The sequence below is a fragment of the Ligilactobacillus aviarius subsp. aviarius DSM 20655 genome (assembly GCF_001436315.1).
GTDB classification, from domain to species: Bacteria; Bacillota; Bacilli; order Lactobacillales; family Lactobacillaceae; genus Ligilactobacillus; species Ligilactobacillus aviarius.
Genome location: NZ_AYZA01000018.1, coordinates 35,735 through 61,991, shown reverse-complemented (window position 1 = coordinate 61,991; position 26,257 = coordinate 35,735). Strand labels below are relative to the sequence as shown.

The window sequence follows — 26,257 nt, the reverse complement described above, 5'->3', positions numbered from 1 at the left end:
TTTGTGTGTCGAAACATTGTTCAGTTTTCAAAGATCTACAACTTTTGTCAAAAGACAACTGTTTAATAATATCAATTTAATAAATCGATGTCAACCATCTTCATTAAAATAAATTATCAAAACATTCATCTCTTGCGAACATTTATTATATTACTAGCTTCCTTTCCTTTCGTCAATCACTTTTTTGGATTTTGATAATTTTTTCTTAAATAAAAAGAGGCTGAGCCAATATCTCAACCTCCTAATTAAAACATTAATTACTTATTATTTTCTAAAGTGATCTTTTCCATTCCATGCATGTATGGACGCAAAACTTCTGGGATCGTTACGCTGCCATCTTCGTTTTGATAATTTTCAAGAATTGCAGCTACGGTCCGTCCGACAGCTAATCCTGAACCGTTTAATGTATGAACGAATTGTAATTTACCATTTTCATCACGGTATTGAATGTGTGACCGGCGTGCCTGGAAGTCTTCACAATTTGAACAGCTTGAAATTTCACGGTATTTGTTTTGCGCAGGCATCCAAACTTCAATATCATGCGTCATCGCAGCACTAAAACTCATGTCACCTGATGATAAAGTAATTACGTGATACGGCAATCCTAACTTGTCTAGAATATTAGTTGCACACTTAGTCATCTTTTCCAATTCATCATATGAATCTTCCGGTTTCGTAAACTTAACCATTTCAACCTTATTGAATTGGTGCATCCGAATCAATCCCCGAGTATCCCGGCCAGCACTTCCGGCTTCTGAACGGAAGCATGGAGTTAACGCTGTTAAGTAGACTGGAAGCTTTTCAGTCGGAATGACTTCATCCCGGTAGTAATTCGTCAGTGGAACTTCTGCTGTTGGAATTAACGTCATATCTTCCCCATTAACTTGGTAAACATCTTCCTTAAATTTCGGGAATTGACTTGTTCCATACATTGAAGCAGCATTCACAATGTATGGTGGCAGAACTTCCGTGAAGCCTTCCTTAGCATGTTCATCAAGCATAAAGTTGTAAACGGCCCGTTCCAACTTTGCCCCGGCTCCTAAATAGTAAACAAACCGGGCACCTGAAACCTTAGCAGCCCGTTCGAAATCTAAAATTCCAAGATCTTCGCCGACATCCCAGTGATTCTTCGGTTCAAAATCGAATTCAGTTGGTTTTCCAACCTTATATAATTCAACGCTTTCTGCTTCAGTCAAGCCAACTGGAACCGTTGGATTTGGCAAGTTTGGTAACCGTGATGCAATGTCTTGTTCTTCAGCTTCAACCCGATCCAAATCTTCATCTAAAGCTTTGATTCGAGTTCCAACTTCCCGCATTTTTTCAATTTGAGCAGTTGCATCTTCTTTGTTCCGCTTAGCCTTTGCAATTTCAGTTGAAACATCATTTCGTTGTTTCTTTAAGTTTTCAGCTTCAACTAGTAAGTCACGCCGTTCTTTATCTTTTTCCAACAAAGCGTCAATTTTTTCAGGTTCAACTCCCCGAGTTCCTAAACGTTTCTTGTATTCATCAGGATTTTTCCGAATTTGGCGAATATCTAACATTTTAACTTCCTCCGATAATTTTTCTAAAATAATTAAAAAAATAAGCCTTTCATCCACCTATGGGACGAAAGACTTATTCGCGGTACCACCCAACTTTGTTATTTTCCAAATGCATGCAAAATAACACACTCAACTTAATAACGGTCTCCCGTGCAGCATTACCTGCCCCGTCGTTTAGAAAGCTGGAGTTTCGGTAACGGTTCACACCACCCACCGCTTCTCTGTGTACCTACTTATGGCGATCCATGACGTTTTAATTATTTCAAATTTATTTTAACCTTTTACCTATAATTAATCAAGTCTAGTGATCTTCAACCAAGGTGTCATCTTCCTCATCAAAATCCTGCTTGATATCCGGCGTTGTTAAATCAACCTCTTCAAGCGGAATCATGTGCGTATGATGCTTGATCTTGTAATAGAAGAATAAAATCAAGAACAATGGAACTGACATATACGTTACAAGCATTGCCTTCCAATCAAAATGAGCGACAGCTTGTAAATCTTGACCGATAATCACAAGAATACACATTATTAATGCAAGAATTGGTCCAAACGGGAACCACTTTGCCTTATAAACTAAATCATTGACATCGCGTCCTTGAGCAACATATGCCCGCCGGAACCGGTAATGTGAAATTGCAATTCCAACCCATGCAATAAAGCCGGTCAATCCACTGGCAGCAACCAACCATTGATAAATTTGATTTCCAAAAATACTTGTCAGGAATGTCAACAAACCAACAAAAGCTGTTCCAAGCAATGCAGCCATTGGGACTCCACGTTTATTGACCTTAGCAAAGATCTTTGGAGCATCCCCATCCTGAGCCATTGAATATAACATCCGCGTTGAAGCATACATTCCGGAATTGGCAGATGATAACACGGATGTCAAAATAACCGCATTCATCACGCTGGCAGCGGCGGCTAATCCGGCACGCTTGAAGACCAATGTAAACGGACTGATTGCAATATCCGAAGCACTTGAACCAAGCAAATACTTACTTGTATATGGAATAATTGCCGCAATTACAAAAATTGATAAGATATAGAACAACAAGATCCGCCAAAAGACTTGCTTAATTGCTTTTGGAACACTTTCTGCCGGATTTTCTGATTCACCGGCCGTTACCCCAACTAATTCAGTTCCTTGGAATGAGAATCCAGCAACAACGAAAACGCTCAAAACTGCTGGAATTCCACCAACGAATGGAGCTTTCTTATATGTAAAGTTGTGTAAATACGTTGCCTTGCCGCCAAGGATCCCGAAAATCGTTAAGACCCCAACTGCAAGGAAAATAACAACCGTTACGATCTTGATCAACGATAACCAGTATTCCGTTTCCCCAAACGACTTAACCGAGATCGCATTGATCAAAAATACAAGCAACAGGGCAAATAAACTAAAGACCCATCCCGGAACGTGGGGGAACCAGAACTTCAAAACCAGCGCACACGTTGAAACATCGACTGCGACCGTGATTGCCCAGTTAAACCAATAATTCCAGCCCATTGCGAACCCTAATGCGGGATCAACAAAGCGCCGCGAGTACGTTGCAAATGATCCCGAAACGGGAAGGTACGTTGCCATTTCACCCAATGAAGTCATTAAGAAATATACCATGACCCCGATTCCGATATAGGCAACGATTGCTCCCCCAGGTCCTGCTTGTGAAATTGCCGATCCACTCGCAACAAATAACCCGGTTCCAATACTTCCACCTAACGCGATCATCGACAAATGACGAGTCTTTAATGATCGCTTAACTTGATTTTCCTCTGCCATAACTTTAACCTCCTAATATATATCCGGTCAAAGAGCACAAATTCAATCACTACAAAGCAAAATAAAAACGCGCAGTCCGAAGCATGCGCGTTGAAGTTCTACTAAGACTAAAATTTTTAAATTTAAAATTAAAAAATATCATAATAATAGACTTTCGATAGCGCTCCGCAATGTTTTCACTGCGACAGTTCCTAGCCTCTTAAGCTAGACCCCAGCGGTTGACTTCTAAAGCAATCAATCGCTTCGGCACCGATTCCTTTCACCTTCAATCCCCATTGCTTTAGCAATTCATGAAGGCTACTGATAAGCAGTGCGACCTCTCTTCGATGTAATTATTATCGCTTTTAATTCTTATTAAATCAAGTCTAATTTACTCTTTTTTAAAATTTATTTTGCCGTTTTTTCCAATCTTCGACATTAAACGTATATGGGTTGTTATCCAATCGCGGCCCCATCATGCAAATAAACCAAATGAAAAATTGAGCAATCGGAATAAACCACAAAATTACAAACCACGCCGGCATTTGAATATCATGCAACCGCCGAATGATCGCGGTCAAGACCCCGAGACGAAAAACGACTGAAACGCCAGCTGAAAGCTTGAACATCGTCTTCATTGTCATTGGAATCTTAAAAAATGGTAGCAATTCAGATAATAACATGGCAGCAACCATACAAATCAGGAAGAAACCGAAAAAGCCCCACCAGAAGTCATTGACTCCAAGCCGCTTATTAACTTTGAACATGTCCCGGAAAAACAGCTTCGTTGAAGCAATCAATCCTGGCTTACCGGTTTCATTTTTTTCTTCTGGCTTGATGACCCGGACCTTGATTCCGGCATCTTGCATCTGCTTCATAAAATTATTCAGCGAATCCTGATCATCAAAGTTCGTATTCATTAATCCTTGAGCAAGTTTTTGCTCAGAAGTTAAATTCGAATTTGAATTCGACGTTGCCTTTTGATCGGCATCGTCGCGTTTAAGGTCTTCATTTAGGTTTAAAATTGCTTGGTCAGTTCCGCAATACGGACAAAAGTTAGCATTGACATAAATATCTTTACCGCACTTTTTACATTTTTTCGTTTCATAATCCTGATCTGAAAACCGTTTTTGAACCGCCCCGCAAAAGGCACAGCGCCGTTCATTTTCATCGAGTTTATGACCGCACTTTTCACAATAATACGTCATCGTTGTGATCATCCTTTCTCTTTATTGTTAATGGTATCATTTTTGTAACAATTTATAAATTTTGCTAAAACCGGCGATAGCTGCTGATCAGTCTTCCACACAAGGGCAAGGTTTGTTTGCCATGCTTCATGTCGAACAGGGATCAGTTTCACTTGCGAAGTCGCATATCGTTGAGCACACGTTGCGGGAACCAAGGCGACTCCAATTTCCCTTTCAGCCCACCGAATTCCAGTCCGGGCATCGTCGCATTCAAGCACAAAAGTTGGTTGCAGTCCCCGATGTTCAAAGGAATCTTTGATAATGATCTTAAAGCGCCGGTAGACGATCAGCGGCAAAGTACTCAATTTTTCAATCGAAATGCTTTTCCGTTTAGCCAAATCGGTTGTTAATAAGCGTTCTGGAATAATCGCCATCATCGGTTCAGCCGGAAACATCCGCACTTGAAGGCCTTCCCGGTTAAATGGAGTTCGCAAAACCGCCACATCGATCAAATTCTTATTTAAAAGATCCAGTAACTGATAGGTATTACCTTCGCTTAACTCAAACTTAACTCCCGGGTATGCTTTGATAAGCTCTGCGGCCTGGTCATTTGGTAAAACACCGCCGCTGGTTGACGTTGCCCCGATTCGAAGCGTTCCTAAAAATCCCTGGTCGATATTTTTGACTTTATACTCCGTGATCTTGGTTAAATCAACGATCTGCTTCGCATATTCGGCCAGCGTACTTCCAGCCGGGGTCAGCTGAACTCCATGCGCCGTTCGTTTAAGCAGCTGAACTCCAAGTTCTTTTTCGAGCTGTTTCAGTTGATAACTCAACGGTGGTTGTGCAATGTTAAGCCGTTTAGCTGCAGCTGTAACCTGCTTTTCCTCAGCAACTGCAATAAAATACTCCAATTGTTTTAGATTCATAATTTAACTCCCTAAAATAATTACTTTCTATTATCATATACAATTTTTGCATATCTATCACAACAAATAAATATTTTTCTTTATGAAAGTTTAATGTTAGGATTTAAAAGGAAACAAAATGAGAGAAGGAATTTAATTATGCATACAGCATTTTTAATGTTGCTGATTGGTCTTTTCGCCGGGACCATGGGAGCAATTTTAGGAATTGGTGGGGGAATGATCATCACACCAATTATTACTTTAGGGATGGGCCTTCCAATCAAATATGCGATTGGGGCAAGTATCATTGCCGTAATTGCAACGAGTTCAGGTTCAACCATTGCGTTTTTGAAAGATGATGTGTTGAATTTACGGGTCGCAATGTTCCTTGAACTTGCTACCAGTATCGGCGCCATTGTTGGGGCCCTTTTAACCGGGGTCTTCAATCCGGCGATCCTTTACTTCTTATTCGGATGCTTGCTTTTATTTGCAAGCTGGAACATGGTTCGTAAATTACGTTCTGGAAAAGAGGTCCTTCACCGGGCAACGCCAGACAAACTGGCTGAAAAATTAAAACTGAATAACTCATATTACGACAAGAACCTTCACAAACAAGTCGATTACGAAGTTGAAAATGTTCCTGGTGGGATGACGATCATGTTCGGTGCCGGTCTTGCATCCGGTCTGCTCGGAATCGGTTCAGGAGCCTTTAAAGTCATGGCTCTTGATAATGTAATGAAGATGCCGTTAAAGCCATCAAGTGCAACAAGTAACTTAATGATGGGCGTTACCGCCGCTGCAAGTGCAACGATCTATTTCTTTAACGGCTCAATTCGGCCAGATATCGCGGTTCCATTGTCACTGGGAATCATTGTCGGTGCCGCTCTCGGAAGCCGAATCATGCAACACATGCCTTCAAGATGGTTGCGGATCATCTTCGTTCCAATTTTGGCATACTTAGGATTACAAATGGCATTCAAAGCGTTTGGGGTGACGATTTAAGATGAAAATGGATAAAAGAACCCAAGAAGAAATGAACCACATGGAAATCATTATCGGGAAGATCATGCGAGTCGGCGTTGCAACCGCTGCAGTCGTAATGCTGATTGGCTACATTTTAATGGTAGTTAAACACTCAACTGGATACCCTGGTGGAACATTTCCAACAACATTAACGGCGATTTGCCAAGGAATTATTCAGTTAAAACCATATGCAATTATGATGGGCGGAATCTTCTTATTAATCTTGACCCCCGCATTGCGGGTTGCAACTTCGATCTACACGTTCTTTAAGGAACACGATAAGTTGTATACGATCGTAACCACCGCCGTTTTAGTAATCTTACTGATTAGTTTCTTCCTTGGCCATGCTGACCATTAAAATCAATATTCATGATATAATAAGGTCAAATTGATTCTAGTAGATTATTTTGACTTTGCAATCATTCAAGGTCGTTAAATGCGACCTTATTTTTTTATGAGGGAGGAACCCTTATGAGTTTACATCGCTCACAACATGAAGAATTTGAAAACCAACCTGATGAGTTGGAGCGCGAAGAAATGATTTCGCGTCCCCGAAGAAAATCACGCAAAAAAATAATTTTCTTTTGGATTTTACTGATCTTAGTAATTGTACTCGGAATTGGTGGGCATGTGCTACACGAACACTACTTAAATGCCCGAAAAGCGGCCGATTCCGTTTATGCCCCGAACAGCGTTAAGAAACAGCGCGATGTTGATCGGTTACTTAAAGAAGGCAAACCGATTTCAATTCTGCTGATGGGAACCGATACCGGAGCGCTTGGACGGTCGTTTAAGGGACGGACTGATACAATGATGGTTTGCGTTTTAAACCCGAAAGATAAAACCATGACCCTTGTTAGTCTGCCGCGCGACGCCCTGGTTGCAATCAACGGTTATGAACAGTACTATCCAAGTAAATTAAACTCGGCATATGCTTACGGCGGTTCTGCAACGGCAGTCAAAACCGTTCAAAAATACCTCAACGTTCCGATCGACTTTTACGCCACGATCAACATGGGCGGTCTGGAAGGATTGATCAATGCCGTTGGCGGCGTTGATATTAAGCCATTGCTGTCGTTTTCGTTTGCCGGATACAATTTTGTGAAAGGTAAAAAGACCCACATGGATGGAACTGAAGCCTTACAATACTGCCGGATGCGTGATCAAGATCCATTAGGGGATTACGGCCGCCAAAACCGGCAACGACAAGTTATCATGGCCCTGGCGTTTAAGGGAGTTCAATTGACCAGTTTGTTAAACGATGACTTCCTGAATTCGTTATCGAAACAGTTACGCACTGACTTATCCTTTAACAACATGGTCTCCTTGAACATGAAATACCGGGTAGCAACTCACCATATGAAATCAACCCACCTTCAAGGAACAACTCAGGTAATCGGTGAAGCTGATTTTGAAGTTGCAAGCCGGAAAAACAAACAGAAAATTACGGATGTCTTGCGAAAAGCCCTTGATTTACCGCATGCTGAAACCGGTGATACTTTGAAAGGCACTGATCTTGAATCGCCAAATCAGCTTGAAGGGACCGGAAACTCGAATGATACGACCACTTCGACCGGACAGACATACCAAACATATCAAACCCCTCAATATCAAGGACAATATTAGAAAAGGTTGCGGCTTGAGCCGCAACCTTTTTTGCTTTCTTAAACTGCCTTATTCTTCACTGATCCTTTAATTCGGTAATACATGCGGGTAATCATTTCGGCAAGGAAAAAGCCCATTGCAATCGCCCCTGCAATCATTGCAACCTGTACCAGGTAATGCAAAGCAATGCTGTTTCTTCCAAACGCAAAGTTATAAATTGCCTTATATGATTGACTTCCTGGAACAAGGGGAACCATTCCCGGAACGTTAAATAAAATCATCGGCATCTTTTTGACCCGCGCCATAATGGCTGCTCCTAGCCCAACAACTAACGCCCCGCTTAAGTTAGCAAGCATCGTTCCTAAATGGGCGTGGAAAATCAAAATATATGTCATCCAGCCCAAACTGCCAACGGCCCCGCATCCTAACAGCGCATTATGCGGAATGTTGATCAAAATTCCAAATCCCATTGTTGCAATGTAGCTAAAAAGGAAATGCACCAGCAGGCCATCCCCCGTAATCGGTAAAATGTTCATTCGATCAACCCCCTAACTAAACCGTAAAACCAGTGCGATTCCCATTCCAAGCGCACATGCAGTGATCAACCCTTCGATCATCCGCGATGCACCACTTAAAATATGCCCTGCAAGCAGATCACGCACCGCATTGGTCAGCAACACTCCTGGAACTAATGGCATGATTCCACCGGTAATAATCATCCCCATATTGATTCCCCAATGGGCTTTAACAGCACTTACCCCGCAAATCCCAATTACCATTGCGGCAATAAATTCGCTGGCAAATTCCGTTCTAAAGAACCGGTTTAAAACTACGTAACTGGCATACCCTAAAGCGGCAATCCCCATCGTCAAAAGCATATCTGACCACCGGCCACCATAAACGACTTCCAGCGTTCCGCCAATCAAGGCCGCCGCAATCACCTTTAAAACGGGACGAAAATCCGGAGTTGATTCATCCAAAATTACTAACCGGTCATACATTTGCTGCAACGTCAATTTTTTCGCTTGAAATGCCCGGGAAGCGTCATTGACCCGAGAAATCCGTTCAAGATCGATTCGCCGTTTGTCAATTGATTCAACCTGTGAATTTTCACCGCCTTGAATCGACATCATGATCCCCGTTGTGGTTTCAAAAATTCGTGGGCTTTGAATTCCTGCATTCCGTGCGATCCGTTGCAAAGTATCATCGACCCGGGCCATGTCAGCCCCATTTTCGATCATGATCTTGCCAGCCAATAAGACCGTATCAATAATTAAGTTTGCATCCTCCATCCTTTTCACCTCGTTACTTTCCACAGAATAAAACGATGAGGCATGACCATCGTCAGTGCCTCATTCGGAGTTTAATTCATTTTTATTTAACAAAAATATAGTGGGCTGCTTTATAGCCGATTCCCATTTTTTCACCGGTCTCTTCCACTTCAATTTCAATCGGTCCTTCAAATGGTTTGTGGGCCAAAACCTTAATTCGCTCACCCAATTTTAATTTAACCCCTGCTAAGTACGTCAATAAATCATGATTATCAATAAAGCGATCAACTTCAACGGTTGATCCGTCCGGAACATCCATCAAAATATCATGGCTATCTTCTTCATAATCGCCGTTTTTATCCGGAATAACACCGCCGTGCGGGCAACGTTGTGGATGACCTAAAAATTCATCCAGATGATCCATTAAATTCCCGCTCGTAGCGTGTTCAAGCACTTCAGCATCTTCATGAACATCCTGTAATGAATAGTTCAATTTTGTAACCAAAAAGGTTTCCCACAAACGATGCCGCCGAATCAACTCTTCAGCAATCTGCACCCCGTTCGCAGTTAATGAAATTCCCCCGTAAGGTTCATGGTGAACTAACCCCTCTTTCACCAACTTGCGCACCATTTCTGTTACTGATCCGGCTGCAACATTCAAACTCATTGAAATCTGCTTGTTTGAGACTTTCTTTTTCCGACCGCCTAGTTCAAAGATAATTTTTAAATAGTCTTCTTTTTTAGGTGTCATTGATTTCACCTCATTTTTTTAATTCGCATTCATTATATCAGAAACGGGCTTAATTTAAAGCCCCAATTAAGCCTGATTTTTTCGTAAATGAATCAATGCGTCCTGAAAGTCATCCGGTAATGAAGCATTGAAGCTTTCAGGCTGATCAGTAAACGGATTGACCAATTCTAAATGGGCCGCGTGCAGCATTTGCCGGTGGATTAATTGCGTTGGTCCGCCATAAAGCTCATCCCCGATCAACGGAAATCCAAGATGGGCAAAGTGTGCGCGAATTTGATGCGTGCGCCCGGTATGTAACCGAACTTTAATCATCGTCGCGTCTTCAAAACGTTCTTGGACCCAATATTCAGTTTGCGAAGGTTTTCCATCTGAAGCAACGATTCGGCGGGCACTTTCATAGCTTTCTTTTTTTAAAGGAAGATCGATCATTCCATGATCATTTGGAAGACGGCCGCTTACCACCGCAAGATATTCCTTCTTCATCGTGTGATTGGTGATCTGGTCCTGAACCATGCTTTGGATGAAATTGCTTTTAGCAAACAGAACAACCCCACTGGTATCAAAGTCCAACCGGGTCAAAATATGCGGGACATATGGTTGAGATTGCGTTTGGGCATACCCCAATGCCCGGTTTGCCAAAGTCGTTGTTGAATTTGCCGGTCCCGGAACACTTGTCGTTTGCGCATCCTTATTCAGTGCTAAAAAATGCTGATCTTCCGTAATGATCTCGATTGGCAGCGTACTTTGAGCAACGTTCGGATCTGGTTGTTCCGGTTTCAGGTCCAAAATCAAGGTTGCTTCGCCGTTGATTTTCGTCCGTTCAGTGATCACCTTTTTCTGATAAAGGATCCGCCCTGCGCCCTGGCGAATTTTCTTCAATGTTCTTCCGCTAATTCCATTTTGCCGCAAAATTTTTCCAGCAGCTTCCTTTTTTGAATCAGTTTTATGAATAAAATATTGCATTTTTTCTGTCCTTTGATTTGATTATTTTTATCATAATTCAAAAAATCATAAAAAAACAACTTTAATTAACAAAAATCCAGTGAGATAATGGTAAGATATTAAATGTAATTTTATTATTAATTGAGGTGAAACTTCTTGGACCTGAAAGAAAACAAAAACCGACCGGTTTTAGCAACGGTCTATGCAATCATCTTTTTGATCCTCCTTTTATTGGTCAAATTAAACAGTCCAATTGTCCATGGGATCGATCATATTGTTCAGTCAATTGTTTTTTCATTCACTAATGAACATTTAACGGTTTTAATAAGTATTCTCACTAATTTTGGTTCGCCAATTGTTTCGTTGATTCTTGCGTGCTTAGTATTGGCATTTGTCTTTTTCAAACGCGAATACGCCGCTGCAATCTGGGGATTCGGAACCTTGATCATCGGAAACGGCCTTGCATGGGTCTTCAAACACATCGCTGCTCGGCCACGTCCAGCGCTTGCCCAACGGCTTGCTCCTGCGCACGGTTATAGTTTCCCAAGCGGCCACGTTTTTGGAACGACGTTATTCGTTCTTCTTTTACTTACGCTGATCGTTCCGCGAATCAAGAACCACACGACCCAAACGGTGATCCGTGTTCTTGCAGTTATCTGGGTAATTTTCATTATGCTTTCCCGCATTTACTTACGGGTTCACTATCCAACTGATACATTCGGCAGTTTGTTACTGGCTGGAGCAGTTTGGGAATTCGCCGTAATGGTTTGGATCAAGTTTTTCAAGCAAAAAGTTGATGCCGCTAATTCTGAAGGCCGGCACTTTCAATAATTAAGTAAAACAAAGAAGGTGTGACAAAACGTTCAAAACGAGCGTGGTGGAAGCAGAAAAACGAACGAATCGCGGAGCATAGATTCGGAGTTTTTCGAACTTCCACATAGCTCGTTTGTTTTGGAACCCGATTATGCGGTATAGGTATAGCAAAGAGGTTGCGACTTAATGTCACAACCTCTTTTATTTACGTTCTGATTTTACTGGATAAGCCGGTGCAAGAAACCGGTCATTTTCATGTTTCAAATGTTTAGACTTTGCAGAGATCGAATCGTAATACCGTTCATTGATTTCGCGATATTTAAGAATCGAAGTCAGTAATGTATTTGATTTGGCATAGTTTCCTTCTTCGTTGCACTCAACCGCTTCGTCATACAATTTTTCAAATGATGCAAGCTGATTCTGCGCTTCTTCAATTTCAGTCGCATATGCACTCGAACGCCGAACCAAAACATTTAATCCGTGATCTGCGTCAGCAACCTGATCAAAAAGCTTTTTGGCCTGATCATAGTTTCGCTGATTTAAAGCAGATTTGGCTTTCATATACAAATCAAGCTGTTTGATATTCCGCTCGGCCTGCGGATCATCCTGCTTTCGCTTGGCCGCATTCTGAAAGCTGATCTTTGCAGCCTGATACTCGCATTTTTTTGTTTGGGTCATTCCCCGTTCCATTGCTTGTTCATATTCCTTTTGGACTTCAACGTTTTTCGTAAACCCGAAGCCGATGAAAACAATCGCAAGAAGAATAACCCCTAATCCAATCAGAACTTTTTTTCGCAATTCAAATTCCTCACTTTAAATTAAAAGTTTTCGTGAAGCCATGTTTCCAATAATTCTGGCCAAACTTGCAACGTTGGAACAATTTGGGCATCTTTGTTAGCTGTTTCCTTGGTTGCTAAACTGTGACCGTGTTGACCGTGTGGAAAGACGTGAAATTCAAAGTTAACGCCGTTCTTCCGCAAAGCTTCAACCATCATTAAGCTGTTTTCCATTGGAACCGTGGTATCTTCAGTTGTTGTCCAAATAAATGCCATTGGAGTATCCTTTGAAACATGCTTTTGAAGAGATAACTTTTCGCGTTCTTCTGGCGTTGCGTCTTCACCTAACAAGTGATCAAATGAACCTTGGTGGCCAAATTGTTGATCAGCTGTAACAACTGAATAACCCATAATCAAGCCATTTGGTTTAACATCTTCCGGATCGAATCCAAGGTCTTTAATTGTTTGTGAGTTCCACATTGTTGCGAGCATTCCTGCTAAGTGACCACCAGCAGATGTTCCCATCACAATGATCTTATTTGGATCAACATGCCATTGAGCGGCGTTGTCCCGCACCATTTTAACGGCCGTTGCTAATTGAGCTAATTGAGCTGGATGATGAACTGGCATGCATGAATAGTTCAACACGAATGCTTGAGCACCCATTCCTAAAAGTTTTACGGCAATTGGTTCCCCTTCGCGTTCAGAAACCATCTTGTAACCGCCGCCGGGACAGATAATAACTGCTGGCCGAACCCGATTTTCATCAATTTCTGGTGAATTATCTAAAACATATCCTGTTAATTCTGCATCTTCATATGATGTCTTAATTTTTTCTTTTAAATATTGCATCGCGATTAAACCTTTCTATTTAAAATCTATCTCAATTATACAACAAAAGTCACTGAATTTATTGAATCTGACCTCTTCAATCATTCAGTGACCCTTAACTTTTAGTATGTAATTATCCTGGAATTACCATTGACAATAAGGCAACCGCTGCGAGTCCTAGCACAACTGAAAGCCCCATTGACCGTGATTTATATGCAACAACCATTACAATGACCGCTGCAAGCAATTTGGCCAAGTGACCAAATCCGATAAACGTATAGTGCGATGTATTAATGAAAATATCCTTTACGACTAATGCGGTAAACAGCGAAACCGGAACATATTTCATCCATTCATTGAACCATTCCGGGATTTTCCGTGTTGTAAAAAATTTCATTGGCAACAGTCGTGGTCCTAACGCAACCAACATTGATAAGATGATCAAAATAAAATGATCTGTACTCGACATATGCATAGCAAACTCTCCTACCTAAAATCACTGCTTATTCGGCTTGATGTTCTTCAACAAGAACCCTTTCTCACGACCATGTTTGCGTAAGTAATTTTCAATCGCAAACCCTGTCAATGAGGCAATGATGGTTGCAACAACCAGCCCCATCGTACTCTTAAGCAAGCACATAAAAATGACTGCCAAAACAGCTGAAAAAGCACTGATCAAAATCGTGAGTTTATTCCGAATCTGCATCACAATCATGTACAAGAATAACGATGTTAACGCAAAATCAACAATTTCCAAGTTGATCTTCGGTAACATTCCACCAACTAAACTGCCGATTACATTTGCAACCGTCCATGATAAAAGAGAATAGTGTTCAACCATCATCGCATCATTCGGTGACCACTCTTTATCAGTTGCAAACTTCAAATAGTTAACCGCATAGTTTTCGTCGTTCAACGAAATTGCAAAGAAGTAAATAAATTTCTTACTTGTTCCTTGAACATATTGTGACAAACTTGACCCTAACAATGCATACCGCAATTCAAGGAAGAATAACATGAATAAAATCGTATGCATTGGAGCATTTGCAGTTAACATCGACGCAATCAAGAACTGCGCCCCACCTGAGAAAACGAGCATTGACGCTAAGCCCGTCAAGATCGTATTAAAACCAGCTGCATGCAGAAGGACTCCACATGCAAGACCGATTGGAATGTAACTTAGGCAAAGCGGAAGTGCTACTTTGAGTACTTCCAACCAGCGTGGTTGTTCTTTAGTCACAATATACCTCCATTTATAAAAAAGTACCTATATTTTGAGTATAACATACTTCGAACAATATCCGCACTTAATAACTCATGACTAAAAGAGGTTGGTTACCCACCGCCATGCAATCTCAAAGATATTCGCCTTTTTAACGGCGGCCGTTGTTTGGGCATTAACCGCGCACTTCGTTCCGTTTACAGTTTCAAGGTTTTGCCCGTCAACCGTAAACCTCATCGTTCCAACCGTCTCATGGTTCGATAATGGAGCGGCAAGCGCATTGCCTTTCTTGTTAAGCAGGCTCTTCTTCACGTTAACCTTGACTGCGACATTGTTAGCTTTCGTCCCCTTCTTTAACCAGAGACCTTCAGCCGATGTATTCGCAACTTTCACATTGACCTGTTTTCCATGATATACAGGTAAGGTTGCCGTCTTTTGGCCCTTCTTCAAGATTACGTAGTTGTATGTATGGTAAATGTATGACATTAACTTTTGAGTTTGAACAAACCGGGCTGGATCAGAGTCGTTCTTGTGTGATGCCCCTAAAACGACCGTAATGATCCGGTGACCGTCTTTATTCGTTGTTCCAACGAAGCAAGCTCCCGCAGCATCGGATGTCCCGGTCTTAAGCCCATCAACTGGTAGTAAGGTGTATGAACATTGACCGCCTGGAAGCATCCAGTTCCAGTTCTTCATTTGGACTTGCTGATTGCCAGTATTAAAGCTCATTTCCTTCACACTTGAAGTCTTGACGATTTCTGGATATTCTTGCAAAAGTTTCATTGAAATCGATGCCATATCCTTGGCTGAAAACTTGTTTTCGGCATTCGGTGAAACTCCCGGATAAGCATCACTCTTCATCAATTTATTCGTTAATCCGTTGCAGGTATAAATTTGCGCGTCATTGATTCCAAGTTTCTTGGCTTCTTGCCGCATCATGTTAACGAATTTTTTTTGGCTGCCGGCAACTGCTTGGGCAAGGGCCATCGCTGCCCCGTTAGCTGAATAGATCAAAGTTGCCTGGTAAAGATTTTTTACTGAATACTGTTTGCCTTGTTCAAGCGGAACATTGCTCAAAGAAGTATCCTGACTGACAGCGCAGACATTATTCGATGGCTTAACCATTTGATTCCATGAAAGTTTTCCATCTTGAATGGCTTGGATAACGATGTACAGTGTCAATAACTTTGACAATGAAGCAACTGGAACTGATTGGTCAGCGTTTTGCTGGTACAAAATCTGCCCCGTTTTCTCATCGATTGCAATCGCTGACTTAACGTCCAAATGCAAGCCCTGCGTCTGCTGAGCAGTCTTGGTCTTCGATGAAGCAGTTGTTGCTGAATTTGTCCTTGTCATTGCCGAAGAGCTTGCAGCTTGAACTGCCGCTGCTCCGCCCACAGCAAACACCATTACTGCCGTTACCAATCCAATTAAAACTTTCTGTATTCTCTCCATTAAATGCATTTCTTAATCTCCAATACTAGTCAAGTTCTTCAACTTTTTCCTCTTTTGACGGTTGTTCAACCGGGAACCGCATGACAAAGGTTGTCAGGTGATTATTTGATTCAACCTTGATCGTTCCATGATGCAGTTCAACAATGCGCTGGGTAATCGCTAATCCTAATCCAGTTCCGCCGGTCTTTTGATTACGCGATTTTTCGACCCGATAAAAGCGTTCGAAAACTTGCGGCAATGAATCATGCGGAATCGGTTCGCCATCATTTGAAACTTGAACCTCAATTTCATCATCACTCATTCGCCGGGCCGAAAGATAAATGTTCTTCCCGCCCTTGCCATACTTCAACGCATTGGTGATCAAATTATTGAAAATCCGGGCAAACTTTTCCGGATCGGCTTCAAGTTTTAGATCACCATCCGGCATTTTGGTTGAAATCGCCATGCCTTTTTCTTTGGCTTCCAGTTCAAAACTTGCTTCGAGCTGTTCAAAAAGCGACATCAAAGAGACCGTCATTAAATTCAACGGCGTATCAGCCTGACGGACCTTTGTATATTCAAATAAATCATTAACCAGCGATTTCATTTGGTTTGATTTGACAAATGCAATGTGGGCAAACTTGATCAAATCTTCTTCTGACTGATACTGTTTATTTTCGATCAGTCCTAAATATCCAATAATTGAAGTCAATGGTGTCCGAATATCATGACTGACATTCGTGATCAGCTCATCCTTTGATTTCTCAATTCGCCGTTCCTCTTTCATTGACTCAACGGTGCTATCAACCAAAGCATTAATACTTTCAACTACCCGCTGCATTGATCCGTTGAGGACAAATGGAATCCGGTGGTCAAAATGACCTGACGCAATGTAATGTAATTCAGAAATCACGTGATAAAGCTGAATTTGACGGTATTGGTGGACGATTCGCCAATACAGAATAAAACTGTCAAAAACAGTTGCAATGAACACAAAAAGCAATCCCCAGTTACCGAATTTAACGGTATTCGGTCCTAATGTAAGCGACATTTTGATATCAAAAATTCCACTGGCAACTCCGGGAATATGTCGCGTCCATTCATTCAATAAAATATAAATTGCGAAATCAGCTGCCAACAACAGGACAAGGGTAAACAAAATCTCCAAAAGAAGTTCCCGTTTTTCCTTGGAGGTCATTTTCAACTTCATTGTTGTTCGCCTTCTTCGCGCTCCCTATTTCTAATGTGTTTCAATTTTATAACCTACACCCCATACTGTTTGAATAACTTTCTCACCGTTTGTTGCTTCTTCAATCTTATCCCGCAAGTGACTCACATGAACCATAACCGTTTTTGCTGAAACAACTGATTCTTGCTGCCATACGCGTTCAAAGATCTCATCAGCAGAAAAGACCCGGTTGGGATGACTAGCAAGCAAATACAAAATTCCAAATTCAAGCGCTGTTAGTTGAATCGGTTTTCCAGTTGAAGTCATCACTTCGTGTGAATCCTTCTTGATAACAAGCGGTCCAATTTCAATTTGATCTGGTTCTTCATTGCGAACATCATGTTGTGACCGCCGTAATAATGATTTGACCCGGGCCATTACTTCTAATGGATTAAATGGCTTCGTGACATAATCATCGGCCCCTTGGATCAATCCTTGGATTTTATCAAGATCGTCGGTTTTAGCTGAAAGCATTAAGACTGGAATCTGTGAATCTTTCCGAACTTCACGCAAAACAGCCAAACCGTCCATTTGCGGCATCATGATATCCAAAATCATTAACCCAATATCAGGATTGGTGTTGAGCTTTGTAATTGCTTCTTTACCGTTGTAAGCTTTCTCTACATCGTACCCCTCATTTGTAATGTAAATGCTCATCAATTCAACGATATCTTTATCATCATCAACAACTAAGATCTTCATATAGCATCTTTCTCCTATTCTGTAGTATCCAATCATCCATTTCTAGATGGCATGACTGTCAAATAACCTAGTCTACTCTATTCATTTTAACAAAAATTTAACTAAACGAAAAATTAATATCGAATTTCATTAAATATTCTTATTTTTCTTTAAATTTATATTTTCCAAAATTTCAAAATTATCATAAAATAGAGGTATAAAACTTTGAAGGAGGATCACTTGATGTTAGTCAAAGACTTTATCGATAACACGTTAACATCAGATAATTTTAATAAAATGGTTGTCAACTTGATCGGTCACTTTGGAGCAATGGTCCGTGAAATCGAACACAACCGTCCAGAATTCAGTCAAATTATGGAACGGAAATTACTTTGGACAGATGATAACGCCCTTTTAGGTGCCAAGGACTTCCCGGCAAAATACAACGCTGAATACGGCATGTACTTTTCAACTGAAGCTTATGAAGACAACCCAACATTTCTTGCATTCAAAGAAAAATTAACTCAATTCCAAGAAGCAGTTAAGGCATTACCAGCTGAAATCAGCAAGGAAGATAAAGGTTTGATTGAAACTTCAACGTTGCGAAACCTTTTCCCAGTTGAAAAGGAAGACGGTAAGGTTCAAATGCCACGGATTTTTGCAGCCAAAGACGGTAACGTTCAAGTCTTGACGGAAGAAAATTACGGCTTCAACGGTAAACGTGATCTTGATTTCTACGATATGTTCAACACTGGCGTATACTCATTTGAAGAAGTTGCTTACTACGAATTGAATAAGGAAGACGGCAGTTCACTTGAAGCAGCTGATTTAAAAGATTTCGATTGCAATACAATTCTTGGTCACTTATTAGTCTTCATGGTTCGTTACGGTTACACCGCAGCTGACTTTGAAAACTTTGTTGAAAACTTCGACATTATTGGCTAGTTGATCAATTAAACTATATGAAAAAGACGCGGTAAATTCCGTGTCTTTTTTCTTATGTCTCATTTTACAAGCCAGACCTGATCGTTAATAAAGTCAAATGGCCGATGATGCCGGTTAAGCTGATCAATCAACCGCAACCGCGCATTTTGCCAAAACTTTGCCGAATTGGTTGCGCCATTGCGTTCACCAATCACAATCAGATTCCCTTGAAAGTGATTTTGGCGCAAAAATTGCAAAATTTGCCAATCAACATCCCCACTATCCGGCGCCCACGCCATAATAATGTTATCCACATGTGAATAATATTTTTGAACCGCTGCAACGGCATCCAGCTTTTCCACCGCTGTCCACGGGCACGGCCGATCATTATCCTGCCCTTGCCAATCAAGGTTATCCGTCGCAATCGTATTTTTCAAGTTTGCACTGATCACGGCGTTGCCCGCCATGATCTCCAAATTGTGCGAATCCAATCCGCAAAAAGCTTGCAGATCATTGATCCACAACTGATTGCAAATATGCCAAATTCCAAAATTTTCAATCATTACCTGTCTTAAATTCTCAAATTGCGGTGAAACATCCATCAATTGCGGATATTCAATCAAATTATCGAAAATCAAATCCGTTGAAAGCTCTAGCTCTGTTAATTCACATTTTGGCAGTTTTCGCTGTTGATAAGCATCGAGCGTTGCTAAAATTTGATCACATTTTTCCACAACCGGGGTCAGTTTAAGACAATTTTGGCGAATTGCCTGCACTTGTTCCACATAATTATCAAGCTCCATTGTGATTTCACCTGCCATTATCCGGTATAATTAAATTATATCAAAGAAATGAAGTGAATCTTATGCAGTTACCCACAGTTAATCCCCATAAACAATATTGGACAGTTCATGACGTGATTTTGCTTTCCCTGATTGCGATTTTCTTTGGCTTAATCTATCAAGGATGGAATTACGTTTATTACCTGCTTGCAGCGACACCATTGAAACCGTATGCTAACGATTTGACCCTTGGTGTTTGGTTAATGGCCGGCCCGGCTTCTGCCCTGTTATTAAAAAAGCGCAATGCTTGTCTGATTGGCGAGCTGCTGGCTGCAATTTTAGAGATGTTTATTTTTTCAAGTTGGGGCGTTGCCACAATCATTTCAGGGCTGATCCAGGGGCTCGGATCGGAATGCGGCTTTGCCCTTACTGGATACCATCATTTTGACAACCGCGGATTATTTTTATCCACAATTACGGCAACCCTGATCACTTTCGGGTGGGATCTTTTTCAAAGCGGGTATCTGCATTATCCACTGCATATGTTGATTACTCTGTTACTTTTACGCTTCATTTCAATCGGAATTTTTGCTGGGATCACGGTCGCGGCAATTCAAAAATTACTTATTAAGACAAAGGTGGTGGCTGCATAATGGACCTTGAAATTCAAAACCTGACTTTTGCATATCCAACGCAGTCATCCTTGCTGGAAAATACTACCTACCATTTTCCATCCACCGGGTTAACGGTCATTGCTAGTCAAAACGGCAGCGGCAAGTCAACTCTGCTTCAACTACTGGCAGGAATTCTTGCACCTTCGTCTGGAAAAGTTCAACTGAATCATCAAGATGTGAGTTTAATTGTGCCGGCGGCCCGGATTCAACATCTGGCATACCTTCCGCAAAATACCCGCCACTTTTTTACGTTTAAAACCGGGCGGGAACAGCTGACCTTTATGCTTGAAAATCTTCAAACGCCAAGGGACCAAATTCCAGAAATTATCCATCAAATCATCAGTGAAAATTCATTGGAGGCCCTTATTGACCAGCCGGTAACAACGCTTTCCGGTGGCGAATTGCAGCAGATGGCGCTTGCGATGATCTTCAGTCTTGATCCTGAATATCTGCTTTTAGATGAACCATTTGCGAACCTGGACCGCGACCACCAGCTTCGGCTTATCCACATGTTAAAAAGCAAAAAAAATAACACTGCAATCATTGTGACGGATCATCAATTGCAATATTATCAAGCTTTCGCTGATAACTGGCTCAGCGTTACTGCGCAAAAATTACAATCATTCAGTCCCCAGTTTCAAGATTTGCAGGCTGTTTCACGTGTAACCGCAACCTTGCCGGCTTCAACACCGTCCCGACTTCAGTGGCACAAATTAACGTTTAACCAGTCCGGGCGGCCACTCGTTACTGAAAGTACCTTTAAGTTGCCTCAAGGAATGGTTGGATTATTGGCTGGCAAAAACGGGAGCGGCAAGTCGACTCTTTTAAATGTCCTTACCAAGCAGCACCCGTATTCTGGTCAAATCACTTATGATCAGCAAAATGAACAACGGGTCAGTGTTCGGAAATGGATCCAGCACATTACTCTCGGTTTCCAAAATAGCGAAGATCAATTTATCAAAACAACGGTGCGCGAAGAACTGCAAAGTGCACAACAGGCTTCGCATCACCCGGACTTTTGGACAGATTCACAAGTTAGCTCATGGGTTCAAAGACTTAATTTGCAAGATATCCTTAATGAAAGTCCATATTTTATTTCCGGCGGCCAGCAAAAGAAAGTCCAGCTTTTGACCTTAGCGATCATCAGCAGTCCCGTAATTTTGCTTGACGAGATCCTAACCGGCCTTGACCACGCCTCCGTTACGCTTGCATGGAAACTAATCGAAACACTTAAGCAACTTGGATGTGGAATCTTGATCATCGATCATCAATTTCAATCGCTCACCCATTATGACTATGTTCTTGAAATTCATAACTTGCAGCTTAAACCTTTACCGAAAGGAGAGTCATTAAATGAAATCAACCGCTAACCCCCGTCTTAATCCGACGATTGCCGTTCTCTTAATGCTGGTTCTCGGACTAATTTTGACGTTTGCCTCGAAAATTTGGTTGAACATTGTTGTCTTCATTGGGTGTTTACTATATCTTTCGGTTTGTCGCGTTTCATTTAAAAAAATTGGAATTGCCCTTTTGATTGCGTTTCCGTTTGCACTTGGAAGCTGGTTATCATTTGTTTCATTTAGTCACTCATTTACAAGTGCCTGGTTGTATGCAACCCGGATCTATACTTATTTTTCACTAGGAGCGCTTGTTACCCTATGTTATTCCCTGAAAACGGTCCTTTTAAGCCTGCATCAGCATTTTCACCTTTCAAATACATTTGTTTACGGGATTCTCGCCGCTGTGGGAATGGTCCAAAACGTAAAAGCGCAAATCAAAAAAATTCGGATTGCCGCCAATATGCATAACCAAACGCTGAATTGGTGGAATCCGATGCTTTATTTAAAAATTATTGTCAGTTGTTTGAATTGGTCAGATAACCTTGCCGTTGCAATGACCCTTCAAGGATTTTCCAACGATTATCCCCGCACCGAAACGTATCATGACTCAATTTCAGTTTCTCAGTGGGGACTGTTAATTCTTTTAGTCTTGATCTGCGGCGGACTGGCGTTCCTTTAATACCTGGTCGATCAAATGCCAATCTTTTTCAATTTCAGGAGCTAACTTTCGGTTATAAAAAACAGCTGCGGGGTGGAATGTTGAGATCACCGTATACTTCCGCTTAGATAAGGCATACCCGTCCCCCGTTGCATTTAACTGCTGAATCGGTTGGTGAAATACTTGGCCATGATGGGTTCCAACGTTGAATTTAGGTCCTAAAATGCGCTGTAAACTCGTATTCCCAACCGTTACAATGATTTGCGGATCGACCTGATTCAATTCCCAGTCAAAAAGCGGGGCATAGGCTAACACTTCTTTTTTTGTTGGTGTGCGGTTCGGCGTTTTTATTTCAATTTCACCAGTCTTTTTATTCTTAACTTTTTTAACTGAGTACGGGCGACTGCGAACAACACTTGTAATGTAAACATCATCCCGGGTCAGCCCGGTGATTGCCAACGACTTCATCAATTCCTGCCCAGACTGTCCAGAAAACGGAATATGGGCCGTAATTTCCTTTCTTCCGGGAGCTTCACCAACGATCATTAACGGCGGATTAATTTTTCCCTGACCGGATAAAAAGCCTTCAAGCCGATAACCAGCTGCCCGTTGCTTTACCTGTGCTACTAATTCTTCAGGATATTTCATTTTAACCTCTTAAAACACAAAAAGCCTGTCAGGCGACAATCACCCAACAGACTTAATTGTCTAACTTTCAATTAGATTATTTTTCACGAACTGAGTCAAGAACTTCTTTAAGTTCTGAAGCTGACTTGTGTAAGCCGGCCATTTCTTCGTCTGTGATGTGCATTTCAACAATGCGTTCTACACCGTTTTCGCCAACGATTGCTGGGATACCTGTGTAGATGTCCTTCAAACCGTATTCACCGTTGAAGTATGCTGATGTTGTCAAGATTGCGTGTTCGTTTTCTAAGATTGCACGAACAAGACGAGCTGTACTCAAACCGATACCCCAGTTTGTGATCTTCTTACGATCAATGATGTAGTAAGCAGCGTCACGAACTGTCTTGCGGATGTCTTCAAGTTCATCTTTCTTGATAACACCTTCGTCGCCGTCTTCGATCCAGTCCATTAATGGCTTGCCACCGATTGTAGCTTGTGACCATAATGGTTGTTCTGAGTCACCGTGTTCACCAACGATGTATGCTGAGATGTCGTGTGCGTCAACACCTGTCTTGTTTGATAATTGCATCCGTAAACGAGTTGAATCAAGTGATGTACCTGTACCGATAACACGGTTTTGTGGTAAGCCTGATTCATCCCATGCAACATATGTCAATACGTCAACAGGGTTTGAAACGATAACTAAGTTGCCATCGAAACCTGAACCCATAACTTCCTTAACGATTGAACGCATGATCTTTGCGTTTGTACCAACTAATTCCAAACGTGATTGGCCTGGTTTTTGGTTGATACCAGCTGTAATGATAACCATTTGGGCATCTTTACAATCTGAGTAGTCACCATGGTAAACTTTGCAGTTTTCTGGTGCGTATGTAACACCATCCATTAAGTCACGAGCTTCACCGTCAGCCTTGTCACCGGCAACGTCGATTAATACCATTTCATCAACGAGACCTTGGTTTAAGATTGAGTATGCGCAACCCATACCTACACCGCCGACACCGACGATAGCAACTTTTCTTGATGTTTTTGTGTTAGCCATCTATATCACCTCATAAATTATTTAAGGAAAATCCTTAGAAAAAGTTTTAATTGCTTAAAACTTTCAACGATTCTTATTTTACCAAATCAGATAAATAAATGAAAACATTTACGCCCAAATTTTGATAGAATTATTTTATTTTATTCTTTAATAATAATTAAAAAACTTATGGAACTCCTTATAAAAAAAGAGAAATCCGCATGAAATCAGATTTCTCATAAGGTTATTTACTTTTGGTATGGACTGTCTTTAAGAGCATTTGCATAATAAATAATTTCTTGAAAGGCATTTTGAGCAGTCTCAACGTTGTATTTATATCCATCTGCATCTTGATTAAAGCTTCCATCTGCGTTCAACCATTCTTGAGCTTTACTTAACGCCGTATTGGTTGGTAATGCAACGGCATTCAACATGTGCAGCATATCGACCAGCGCCGTTGCGGCCTTTGCTCCGCCGGCCATATTGATCGAATAACTAACAATTTTGACTGGTTTACCCTTGATTTCATATCCAAGGTAATCAATTCCGTTTTTCAAAACTCCCGGAATCGATCGATTATATTCCGGGGTAATGATTAAGTAACCATCAGCATCCTTAACATCTTCAACCCATTTTTGAGCATTTCCCGTTAATTGACGATCAGGCACCATCAACGGCACATCATCATCGAAAAACGGCAAGTCGTAATCACGAACCGTTAAAAATTTAATTTCTGCATCCTTAATCGTTGAAGCTACCTTCTTAAAATGGTTAACGACCCGATCACCGGTTCCATTGTGACGTGAACTTCCGTAAATGACTGCAATTTTTGGCATTTGAATTCCTCCTTATTTAGCTTACTTTTTATAAGTCAATTTGATGAAGTTAGTATATCATAGCTTACTATTTGTAAGCAACTGTTTTATAAAAAAAGATTGCGTTGATTTCAACGCAATCTTTCTTACATTACATGATCCTTGATATAACTCAAGAACCGGATAATCGAATCGAGCTCATCACTAGTAAAATCAGTCGAAATTTTTTCTTGAAGCTGCCGGTAAAGTTCCTGATGCATTTCAGCATGCAAGCGGGCAATCTTTTGGCCTTCAGGGGTCAACTGATAATAGATGTTCTTTTTATTATCTTCATGCCGTACCGCAACAATTAACTTCTCATCCTGCATTTTGCGCGCAGCCCGGGTAATTCCTCCCCGGGTGACGCCCAGCTCCTGGGCAATTTTAATCCCAGTAAGCTCATTGTGCTGACTTAACGTATCCAAAATATGATAGGCCACTACCGAAAGTTTCGGCACCTTTTGCTTTAATTCTGAGTCCTTGACGTGTTCAAGCATCCATTCTTGCGCAACCGTTAATTCACTGTTATGCGCATTTTGAATTTGGGAAATTAAAATTGTAATTTGATTGATTTTATTATTCATTGATTAAAACTTCTCCGCAATCTTTGCAGCATCCTGCATTGCTTTTTCTTTAATTGTATCACGCCGATCACGGAACTGATCAACCCCTTCAATGTAAAGATCAGTAAAGTCATCTACGCCAAACAATTTCAACGCTAATTTAAGATAGGTCCCACCAAAATCAAATTTTTCAAGTGGGGTTCCATGATAAACACTTCCGGCCGTTTGAATATGCAAGGCCTTCTTATTTTCAAGCAAACCAACCGGACCTTTTTCAGTATATTTGAATGTCTTCCGTGGAACCGCAATAATATCAACATACTGCTTCATTTCTGCCGGCAAAAAGAAGTTATACATTGGATTGACAAACACATACTTATCAGCTTCTAAAAACTCGTTTAACCATTGATTATGCGCCGCAATTACCTGCTGTTCTTCATCAGATAATGGTTGGCCGTTTCGTTGGTGCTTCCACGCTTTCATTGTCGTGTCATTTAACGGCGGGATTTTTTCGGCATATAAATCATGCGTAATGATCTCATCATCGGGATGAAGTTCCCGGTACTTCTTAATGAAATAATCAGCGACACTGATTGAAACACTATCCTCAACATGCGGATGCGCCTTGATTACCAATACTTTTGTCATTTAATTACCTCCCAAATTAATTTCCCAAAGTATTATCTAACGAATTTTGTTGCCTGTCAACATTAATGTTGATTGGCAACAAAAAAGAGGTTGTGACATAAGTTGCAGCCTCTTTACTATATCCACATAATCGGGTTCCAAAACAAACGAGCTATGTGGTGCCGCGAAGCTAA

Annotated in this window: 29 protein-coding genes and 1 riboswitch; of the genes, 8 read left to right on the top strand and 21 right to left on the bottom strand. The window is 41.2% G+C overall.

What is annotated here, in order from left to right; translation table 11 throughout:
• Window positions 1-257 precede the first annotated feature (257 nt).
• From serS to FC33_RS03780, 4 genes are all read right to left on the bottom strand, one after another.
• Window positions 258-1,541 (bottom strand): serine--tRNA ligase, encoded by a 1,284-nt coding sequence (serS, locus tag FC33_RS03795; protein WP_057827293.1) that lies wholly within the window; start codon window positions 1,539-1,541, stop codon window positions 258-260.
• A gap of 301 nt (window positions 1,542-1,842) precedes the next feature.
• The gene (locus FC33_RS03790; RefSeq protein ID WP_057827292.1) at window positions 1,843-3,324 is read right to left on the bottom strand and encodes an amino acid permease; all 1,482 of its coding nucleotides are present in this window, start codon (window positions 3,322-3,324) and stop codon (window positions 1,843-1,845) included.
• 150 nt (window positions 3,325-3,474) lie between these two features.
• Window positions 3,475-3,655, bottom strand: a riboswitch (Lysine riboswitch).
• 49 nt (window positions 3,656-3,704) lie between these two features.
• Window positions 3,705-4,511 (bottom strand): zinc-ribbon domain-containing protein, encoded by an 807-nt coding sequence (locus tag FC33_RS03785; protein WP_162257616.1) that lies wholly within the window; start codon window positions 4,509-4,511, stop codon window positions 3,705-3,707.
• 8 nt (window positions 4,512-4,519) lie between these two features.
• The gene (locus FC33_RS03780; protein ID WP_057827290.1) at window positions 4,520-5,419 is read right to left on the bottom strand and encodes a LysR family transcriptional regulator; all 900 of its coding nucleotides are present in this window, start codon (window positions 5,417-5,419) and stop codon (window positions 4,520-4,522) included.
• 138 nt (window positions 5,420-5,557) lie between these two features.
• Here FC33_RS03780 and FC33_RS03775 point away from each other — a divergent pair, with 138 nt between their 5' ends.
• The 3 genes from FC33_RS03775 (at window position 5,558) to FC33_RS03765 (ending at window position 8,047) form a co-directional block, all read left to right on the top strand.
• The gene (locus FC33_RS03775; RefSeq protein WP_239461219.1) at window positions 5,558-6,400 is read left to right on the top strand and encodes a sulfite exporter TauE/SafE family protein; all 843 of its coding nucleotides are present in this window, start codon (window positions 5,558-5,560) and stop codon (window positions 6,398-6,400) included.
• A gap of 7 nt (window positions 6,401-6,407) precedes the next feature.
• A complete protein-coding gene (locus FC33_RS03770; RefSeq protein WP_057827296.1) occupies window positions 6,408-6,779 on the top strand; it encodes a DUF1634 domain-containing protein in 372 nt (123 codons plus the stop codon).
• 113 nt (window positions 6,780-6,892) lie between these two features.
• Window positions 6,893-8,047 carry an LCP family glycopolymer transferase gene (locus tag FC33_RS03765; protein WP_081037048.1) on the top strand — a complete coding sequence of 385 codons (1,155 nt, stop codon included), beginning with the start codon at window positions 6,893-6,895 and terminating at the stop codon, window positions 8,045-8,047.
• 38 nt (window positions 8,048-8,085) lie between these two features.
• On the opposite strand, the gene FC33_RS03760 is transcribed toward FC33_RS03765, so the two are convergent.
• The 4 genes from FC33_RS03760 to FC33_RS03745 form a co-directional block, all read right to left on the bottom strand.
• Window positions 8,086-8,562: a threonine/serine exporter family protein gene (locus FC33_RS03760; RefSeq protein WP_057827289.1), complete on the bottom strand. Its 477-nt coding sequence runs from the start codon at window positions 8,560-8,562 to the stop codon at window positions 8,086-8,088.
• A gap of 12 nt (window positions 8,563-8,574) precedes the next feature.
• Window positions 8,575-9,318: a threonine/serine exporter family protein gene (locus tag FC33_RS03755; protein ID WP_057827288.1), complete on the bottom strand. Its 744-nt coding sequence runs from the start codon at window positions 9,316-9,318 to the stop codon at window positions 8,575-8,577.
• 82 nt (window positions 9,319-9,400) lie between these two features.
• Window positions 9,401-10,048, bottom strand: coding sequence for a metal-dependent transcriptional regulator (locus FC33_RS03750; protein WP_057827287.1), 648 nt, complete (start codon window positions 10,046-10,048; stop codon window positions 9,401-9,403).
• Between the two features lie 66 nt (window positions 10,049-10,114).
• Window positions 10,115-11,011, bottom strand: coding sequence for an RluA family pseudouridine synthase (locus FC33_RS03745; protein WP_057827286.1), 897 nt, complete (start codon window positions 11,009-11,011; stop codon window positions 10,115-10,117).
• A gap of 135 nt (window positions 11,012-11,146) precedes the next feature.
• On the opposite strand from FC33_RS03745, the gene FC33_RS03740 reads away from it, so the two are divergent.
• On the top strand, window positions 11,147-11,821 hold the full coding sequence (locus FC33_RS03740) for a phosphatase PAP2 family protein (protein WP_057827285.1): 675 nt from the start codon (window positions 11,147-11,149) through the stop codon (window positions 11,819-11,821).
• A gap of 183 nt (window positions 11,822-12,004) precedes the next feature.
• On the opposite strand, the gene FC33_RS03735 is transcribed toward FC33_RS03740, so the two are convergent.
• From FC33_RS03735 to croR, 7 genes are all read right to left on the bottom strand, one after another.
• The gene (locus FC33_RS03735) at window positions 12,005-12,601 is read right to left on the bottom strand and encodes a hypothetical protein (RefSeq protein ID WP_057827284.1); all 597 of its coding nucleotides are present in this window, start codon (window positions 12,599-12,601) and stop codon (window positions 12,005-12,007) included.
• Between the two features lie 20 nt (window positions 12,602-12,621).
• Entirely contained in the window at window positions 12,622-13,431 is an 810-nt protein-coding gene (locus FC33_RS03730; protein WP_057827283.1) for an alpha/beta hydrolase, read from the bottom strand.
• A 112-nt stretch (window positions 13,432-13,543) separates the two neighbouring features.
• Entirely contained in the window at window positions 13,544-13,885 is a 342-nt protein-coding gene (locus FC33_RS03725) for an AzlD domain-containing protein (RefSeq protein WP_086427346.1), read from the bottom strand.
• A gap of 21 nt (window positions 13,886-13,906) precedes the next feature.
• Window positions 13,907-14,650 carry an AzlC family ABC transporter permease gene (locus tag FC33_RS03720; protein WP_057827282.1) on the bottom strand — a complete coding sequence of 248 codons (744 nt, stop codon included), beginning with the start codon at window positions 14,648-14,650 and terminating at the stop codon, window positions 13,907-13,909.
• 81 nt (window positions 14,651-14,731) lie between these two features.
• Window positions 14,732-16,087 carry a D-alanyl-D-alanine carboxypeptidase family protein gene (locus FC33_RS03715; protein ID WP_235803885.1) on the bottom strand — a complete coding sequence of 452 codons (1,356 nt, stop codon included), beginning with the start codon at window positions 16,085-16,087 and terminating at the stop codon, window positions 14,732-14,734.
• A gap of 25 nt (window positions 16,088-16,112) precedes the next feature.
• On the bottom strand, window positions 16,113-17,276 hold the full coding sequence (locus tag FC33_RS03710; protein ID WP_057827280.1) for a sensor histidine kinase: 1,164 nt from the start codon (window positions 17,274-17,276) through the stop codon (window positions 16,113-16,115).
• A 30-nt stretch (window positions 17,277-17,306) separates the two neighbouring features.
• Complete coding sequence (gene croR / locus FC33_RS03705) at window positions 17,307-17,996, bottom strand: response regulator transcription factor CroR (RefSeq protein WP_057827279.1); 690 nt, start codon at window positions 17,994-17,996, stop codon at window positions 17,307-17,309.
• Between the two features lie 222 nt (window positions 17,997-18,218).
• Between croR and FC33_RS03700 the strand changes: the two genes are divergently transcribed.
• Entirely contained in the window at window positions 18,219-18,920 is a 702-nt protein-coding gene (locus FC33_RS03700; RefSeq protein ID WP_057827278.1) for a hypothetical protein, read from the top strand.
• A gap of 59 nt (window positions 18,921-18,979) precedes the next feature.
• On the opposite strand, the gene FC33_RS03695 is transcribed toward FC33_RS03700, so the two are convergent.
• Complete coding sequence (locus FC33_RS03695; protein WP_057827277.1) at window positions 18,980-19,702, bottom strand: hypothetical protein; 723 nt, start codon at window positions 19,700-19,702, stop codon at window positions 18,980-18,982.
• A 62-nt stretch (window positions 19,703-19,764) separates the two neighbouring features.
• Between FC33_RS03695 and FC33_RS03690 the strand changes: the two genes are divergently transcribed.
• From FC33_RS03690 to FC33_RS03680, 3 genes are read left to right on the top strand one after another with little or no spacing between them, the layout of a single operon-like run.
• Entirely contained in the window at window positions 19,765-20,334 is a 570-nt protein-coding gene (locus FC33_RS03690) for an ECF transporter S component (protein WP_057827276.1), read from the top strand.
• On the top strand, window positions 20,334-21,725 hold the full coding sequence (locus tag FC33_RS03685; protein WP_057827275.1) for an ATP-binding cassette domain-containing protein: 1,392 nt from the start codon (window positions 20,334-20,336) through the stop codon (window positions 21,723-21,725). Before FC33_RS03690 ends, FC33_RS03685 begins: the two co-directional genes overlap by 1 nt.
• A complete protein-coding gene (locus FC33_RS03680) occupies window positions 21,709-22,374 on the top strand; it encodes an energy-coupling factor transporter transmembrane component T family protein (protein ID WP_057827274.1) in 666 nt (221 codons plus the stop codon). Before FC33_RS03685 ends, FC33_RS03680 begins: the two co-directional genes overlap by 17 nt.
• On the opposite strand, the gene FC33_RS03675 is transcribed toward FC33_RS03680, so the two are convergent.
• The 5 genes from FC33_RS03675 to FC33_RS03655 all read right to left on the bottom strand — a co-directional run bounded on the left by FC33_RS03675 (window position 22,339) and on the right by FC33_RS03655 (window position 26,084).
• A complete protein-coding gene (locus tag FC33_RS03675) occupies window positions 22,339-23,001 on the bottom strand; it encodes a uracil-DNA glycosylase (RefSeq protein WP_057827273.1) in 663 nt (220 codons plus the stop codon). The two genes, FC33_RS03680 and FC33_RS03675, sit on opposite strands and share 36 nt — an antisense overlap.
• A gap of 76 nt (window positions 23,002-23,077) precedes the next feature.
• Complete coding sequence (locus FC33_RS03670; protein ID WP_057827272.1) at window positions 23,078-24,040, bottom strand: L-lactate dehydrogenase; 963 nt, start codon at window positions 24,038-24,040, stop codon at window positions 23,078-23,080.
• Between the two features lie 227 nt (window positions 24,041-24,267).
• The gene (locus tag FC33_RS03665; protein WP_057827271.1) at window positions 24,268-24,855 is read right to left on the bottom strand and encodes an NADPH-dependent FMN reductase; all 588 of its coding nucleotides are present in this window, start codon (window positions 24,853-24,855) and stop codon (window positions 24,268-24,270) included.
• 125 nt (window positions 24,856-24,980) lie between these two features.
• Window positions 24,981-25,457 (bottom strand): MarR family winged helix-turn-helix transcriptional regulator, encoded by a 477-nt coding sequence (locus tag FC33_RS03660; protein WP_057827270.1) that lies wholly within the window; start codon window positions 25,455-25,457, stop codon window positions 24,981-24,983.
• A gap of 3 nt (window positions 25,458-25,460) precedes the next feature.
• Window positions 25,461-26,084, bottom strand: coding sequence for an FMN-dependent NADH-azoreductase (locus FC33_RS03655; RefSeq protein WP_057827269.1), 624 nt, complete (start codon window positions 26,082-26,084; stop codon window positions 25,461-25,463).
• Window positions 26,085-26,257 lie beyond the last annotated feature (173 nt).